General features: G+C 68.2%; 6 protein-coding genes and 1 pseudogene. 4 read left to right on the top strand and 3 right to left on the bottom strand.

Translation table 11 applies throughout. From position 1 onward, the window contains the following. Both B8460_RS14890 and B8460_RS14885 read right to left on the bottom strand, forming a co-directional pair. The coding region (locus B8460_RS14890; protein WP_048862396.1) for a hypothetical protein at nt 1-613 on the bottom strand (613 nt) is incomplete at its 3' end. 1 nt (nt 614) lies between these two features. After that, entirely contained in the window at nt 615-980 is a 366-nt protein-coding gene (locus B8460_RS14885; RefSeq protein ID WP_048862395.1) for a hypothetical protein, read from the bottom strand. A 522-nt stretch (nt 981-1,502) separates the two neighbouring features. Here B8460_RS14885 and B8460_RS14880 point away from each other — a divergent pair. From B8460_RS14880 to B8460_RS14865, 4 genes are all read left to right on the top strand, one after another. Continuing rightward, nucleotides 1,503-1,760, top strand: a complete 258-nt coding sequence (locus B8460_RS14880; protein ID WP_048862394.1) for a MerR family transcriptional regulator — start codon at nt 1,503-1,505, stop codon at nt 1,758-1,760. A gap of 200 nt (nt 1,761-1,960) precedes the next feature. Beyond that, nucleotides 1,961-2,290 carry a primase-helicase zinc-binding domain-containing protein gene (locus B8460_RS23680; protein ID WP_305790497.1) on the top strand — a complete coding sequence of 110 codons (330 nt, stop codon included), beginning with the start codon at nt 1,961-1,963 and terminating at the stop codon, nt 2,288-2,290. Beyond that, the gene (locus B8460_RS14870) at nt 2,266-2,931 is read left to right on the top strand and encodes a toprim domain-containing protein (protein WP_048862393.1); all 666 of its coding nucleotides are present in this window, start codon (nt 2,266-2,268) and stop codon (nt 2,929-2,931) included. The genes B8460_RS23680 and B8460_RS14870 overlap by 25 nt, the downstream gene beginning before the upstream one ends. Next, entirely contained in the window at nt 2,931-3,311 is a 381-nt protein-coding gene (locus tag B8460_RS14865) for a hypothetical protein (protein ID WP_148360627.1), read from the top strand. Before B8460_RS14870 ends, B8460_RS14865 begins: the two co-directional genes overlap by 1 nt. A gap of 274 nt (nt 3,312-3,585) precedes the next feature. Here B8460_RS14865 and B8460_RS14860 read toward each other — a convergent pair. Continuing rightward, nucleotides 3,586-4,336: pseudogene (locus B8460_RS14860) on the bottom strand (IS5 family transposase). Nucleotides 4,337-4,864 lie beyond the last annotated feature (528 nt).

Genomic DNA, 4,864 nt, shown 5'->3' with positions numbered 1-4,864 from the left:
TGATGCCCCCCGAGCCACCGCCTTTCGCCGCCTTGGGAACGATGCCGGGCTGGCCGTCGGCGGCGGTGTTGCCGCCATTGCCCCCGATCCCGCCGCCGCCGCTGTAGTCGCCCGACCCGGCGTTGCCACCTAGGCCGCCGCCGCCGCCGAACAGCCCATTCGTGCCGTTGCCCCCGGTGGCGGCGTCGCCGGAGAATGTCACGCCCGTCAGCGTCACGTCGCCGGCATCGCCCGCCACGTTGGAGCCGATGAACAGGCCGCCGCCGAGGCCGGCCCCGCCGCCACCGCCGCCGCCACTATTCGAATTACCGCTGCCCCCTGCGCCGCCGAGCGCCTTGGTGTCGGCGATTGTCAGGTCGCTCACATCGACGCTGCCGGCATAGACGAACAGCCCGCGCTGCGTGCCGCCGCCATCGATCGTGTAGCCGCCGCCGTTGATGTCCAGTGTCACGTCGGACGCGATATTGAGCGCCGTCAGCTGCGCCCCATCGAGCGCGATGTTGCCGGTGAAGGTGATGGTGTCCGTCGCGCCGGACGCGAGGCTGTCGGCCTCCAGAATTGCCACGTTGAGCTGGGCGACGGTGCTTACCGACTGGTTGAATGTATCTGACACGCTATGATCTCCTGGCCCGCGTTGTTGCCGATCGCGATGGCGCCCGGCCTCCGTGGCCGCCACCGCCCGCGTTGCCTTTGCCGCCGAGCGCCTTGGTGTCGGTGATCGTCAAATCGCTCACGTCGACCCTGCCGGCATAGACGAACAGCCCGCGCTGGGTGCCGCCGCCGTCCAGCGTGTAGCCGCCGCCGTTGATGTCAACCGTTACGCCGACGGCGAGGTTGAGCGCCTCGAGCTGCGTCGCGGCAAGTGCGATGTTACCGGTGAAGGTGACGGTATCGTTGGAGCCGTCGGTCAGACTATTTGCCGTGTCAATCGCGGCGTTTAGCTGAGCGACGGTGGAGACGCTTTGCGTGAAGGTGGTCATGGCGGTGCCTCCGATTACGGCGTATGCGCAAGGCATGACGCACTCAATCAACCTGTCCGGCGACGATGCAGAGGAGCGCGACTGCACCAAAAACGTGCGTTGATCTTAAACGATGCACGCAAAGCTATGCGCTGTGTGGGTCTGCGGAGGACCCACGCCTCGCTCATTGATGCCTACAAGGAATTACGTTGGTGTCAATACGGATCGCAGTCGCTCACGTCGCTGCGCGTACCCGAAAGTCGGGGCGCCGCCAAGGTGGCGGCCAGCACCAACCAGACCGGCATCGAGCATAAGACGCGCGATCCGGCTGCGCCTGTGCTTCCTCGTCTCCAGCCCGCAGATCAGCATGGACGCGGCGCCACGTATGTCTCGCGAGGTTCTCAGCTGACGACGGGTCCCCTGCGGCGTCCCGGACCTGACTGCAACCGCTCAGAACCGCTCAGACTGAGCAGTACTTAGCGGACGGAGCGCGCGGGCCTCGCCTACCGATGGCGGACGATCCATCGACATCGGGGGCCACCCATGGACTGCAAAACACAACCGATCGGCGACGCGCCGGGGCGCGCGGCGAGCCCGATCGGGTATCCCGCGTACGCGACGCTCGCCGTCTGGCAGCGCCTGAGCGGCATCAGCCGCTCACGGACCTATGAGCTGCTCGCCGCCGGGCATCTGCGGGCGATTAAGCTGCGCAGCCGCACGCTGATCGACGTGGAAGCGGCGCTTGCGTGGATGCGCACGCTGCCCGCCGCGGAGATCGCGCCCGTCCAACGCGCCGACTGAAATCGACGCCGACAGCGAGGGCGTCGGCGTCGGGCGGACGGGATGGGGCGGCGTAAGGGCCGTCCCACCAGAAGCCCTCGTGCGATGCCGACCCATCGCCGGCTTCTGCAAGGAGATTAGGATGTTGCACCTCCGACCCTGCCGGGCCGGGCTGACCGGTTGCGTCCACCAGACGAGGACGGCGCAGCGCGACGCGAAAGATGGCCGCCGGCGGGCGCCCCGCCACGCACGATCCGTGGGGTTTCCACAAGTGGAGGCCCCGCCGTGACCCGCCATGGCACGGTCGAGCGAGCCCGGGGCCGGTGGCGAGAGGTCCTTATCCATTTTTGGGGGTCGATGCTCGGTACCTCGTCAACCGGCACGGCCCGTGCCCGGTTTGCGGCGGACGGGATCGCTTGCGCTTCGACGATAAAGACGGTTCGGGTTCGTTCTACTGCAACCAGTGCGGACCGGGCGCTGCCCTGTATCTGCTGCGTCGAGCGAAGGCGTGGGATCATACCGGTTCATGGGCGGCTACGCGATGCCGGTGATCTCCGTCCGCGAGGAAAGACCCGATTGCGAAGCCGATCGGTTGCAACGCATCGGCCGCCTGTTGGCTGAACGGCACGATGCGTCGGTCGTCGCGCGTTACCTGGCCCGTCGCGGTCTTTCCGTGTCCTCGCCGGCCCTGCGCGGAATTGCCCGCTGCGCCTACTACGACTCAAATGGAGGCCTGGTTGGGCACTATCCGGCCGTGACCGCACCGGTCGTCGGCAGCGACGGGACGCTCCGGTCCGTGCTTCGAATCTACGACGCGCCCGTCGATCCACGAAAGAAGCTGATGCCGGCCGCGGGCACCATCATCGGCGCCGCCGCCGTGCGTTTGCATGAGGCGGGCGGCGTTCTGGGCGTGGCGGAAGGCGTCGAGACGGCGCTGGCGGCGCATCAGCTGCACTGCCTGCCCGTGTGGGCCGCATTGTCGGCCGAGGGGCTGCGCTCGTTCATTCCGCCGCCCGGTGTGACGGGGCTGCATGTCTTCGCGGACAATGACGCGAACTTGGTCGGACAGGCCGCGGCGTACGAGCTCGGGCGGCGCGTCGGCCGTATGGGTCTTGCGGTCCATGTTCATGTGCCGCCGGCGGCCGGCACCGATTGGCTGGACGTCCTGCGTGCGCACACGTGGCGCGCATGATGAAAGCGACCGAGCCGTTCATCATGTTGCCGCGGAGCTTGCTGTGCAGCGCTGCGTGGCAAGACTTGAGCCTGAACGCGATGCGGCTGGTGAGCTTCCTGATGCGGGAGCATCTCGCGCACGGTGGCCGCTGCAACGGCCATTTGATTGCGCCGCATCGGCAGCTCGTCGAGCTTGGAATACATCCCGGCGCGGTTACGGGTACAATCGAACTGGCAAGCGATCTTGGGATCGTGGACGTCGCGAGGGGCACCGGCCGGGCGCCCAACCGCTTTACGCTGACGTGGCTGCTTTTGCCCGACGGTACCGAGGCAAGCAACCGGTGGCGGCACTATGTCCGACCGCCGAAGACTTGTCGACGTCGTCGGGTGGCCGCCTAGGATCAACGCTGCCCTGTTCCGATCGCGCCGGGAGCGTCGGCACAGCGCTCGTCGGCCGTCGGCGATCGTGCCCGCGCCAGCCGCCGTCAGCGCGCGGGCACACGACGTTACGGGCTCGCAGTTTGTTTCGGAGCCTCGTTTTGTGAAGGTGCACTGCCTCGGTTATTGCAGGCACGGAGGGTCTGATTTTGCAGGCACAAGCCCTGTAGTGCCTCGTGCAGCGCAGGCACAAAGCTGCCTCGGAATATGCAGGCGCTCTAGGCTCCAGACTCATTCACAACCAGCCCTGGACGACGGCGGCGATGGCGACGGCGGAGGCGAAGTTTCCGGCGAGCTTGTCGTAGCGCGTGTGGATGCGGCGCCAGTCCTTCAGTCTGCCGATGGCGCGCTCGATGACGTTGCGGTTTCGGTAGGCGCGCTCGTCGAACGGGTGCCGTCGCTTCCGCGTTGGGTTGTTCGGGATGACCGGCGCGTGCCGCGATCCAGCATGAACGTGCGCAGCGCGTCGCTGTCGTAGGCGGTGTCGGCGAGGCACTGCCGGGGTGGCGGCAGGTTGGCGAGCAGCCCGAGGGCCGGGCGGGCGTCGCCGAGCTGGCCGGGCGTGACGGCGAAGGCGAGGACGCGGCCGAGCCCGTCGGTAACGAGGTGGATCTTGGTGCCGCGCCCGCCGCGGGAGCGGCCGATGGCTTGGCGGTCGGCCCCCCTTTTCCGCCGGCCGCTGATCGGTGCGCCTTGGCCGTGGTGCTGTCGATCAGCTGCAGTTCGCCGGGCGAGGCCTCGATCAGCGCCTCCAGCAGAGCCTGCCAGACGCCGCGCTGCGACCAGCGGTGGAAGCGGTTGTAGACCGTCGTCGGCGGCCCGTAACAGGCCGGGCAGTCCTGCCAGCGTCCGCCGTTGCGCAGCATGTGGACGATGCCGCTGATTACGCGCCGGTCATTCACCCGCCGCGCGCCGGGTTGGTTGGTCGGAAGCAGCGGCGCAATCGCTGACCACTGTCTGTCAGAAAGCCAGAACTCGCCCGCCATCGCACGACCTCCGCTCAATGCGGAGCTTGAATCACAGGCGATTGCCGTGCCGCCAGCCCTGATTGGGTTTGGAGCCTAGTAGAATCTTGCCACGTATAGAGAGGCTTCTGCGCATGGCTCGGGTCGGCAACGTGGGCAGGCGCCACAGGCGGGCGGCGTACCTGCGCCGGGCGCCACGACGGTGCTTCATGGGCCGTGGCGTCGACCGGGCGGCGTTGCATCGCTGGCACGATGGGGGCAGCCATGGCGCCGCTGCCTCCGGGGTGGACGGTCCTGTCTTTCGGCGCGCAGCCGGCGCAGGCGTAGTGGCCATACCCGCCGCTCTTGTCCGTCCTGGTAGTCGTGCCTGCGCCGCCATGCCGCAGCGCCGGGAAGGACGCTCGGCTCAGGTAGCGATGGTCCGCTGCGGCGCCCCGCCTGCGTCGGCGTCGCGGTCCGTCCGTGCGGCGAGCCAAGCGTTCAGCCGGTCGACGGACGGCCCCGCGACGCGTAGAGGCGCGCATCCCTCGGCCTCCCACATGCGGCTCG

It is taken from the genome of Acidisphaera rubrifaciens HS-AP3 (assembly GCF_000964365.1).
Taxonomy (GTDB): Bacteria; Pseudomonadota; Alphaproteobacteria; order Acetobacterales; family Acetobacteraceae; genus Acidisphaera; species Acidisphaera rubrifaciens.
This window is presented reverse-complemented; position numbering and strand designations above follow the sequence as displayed.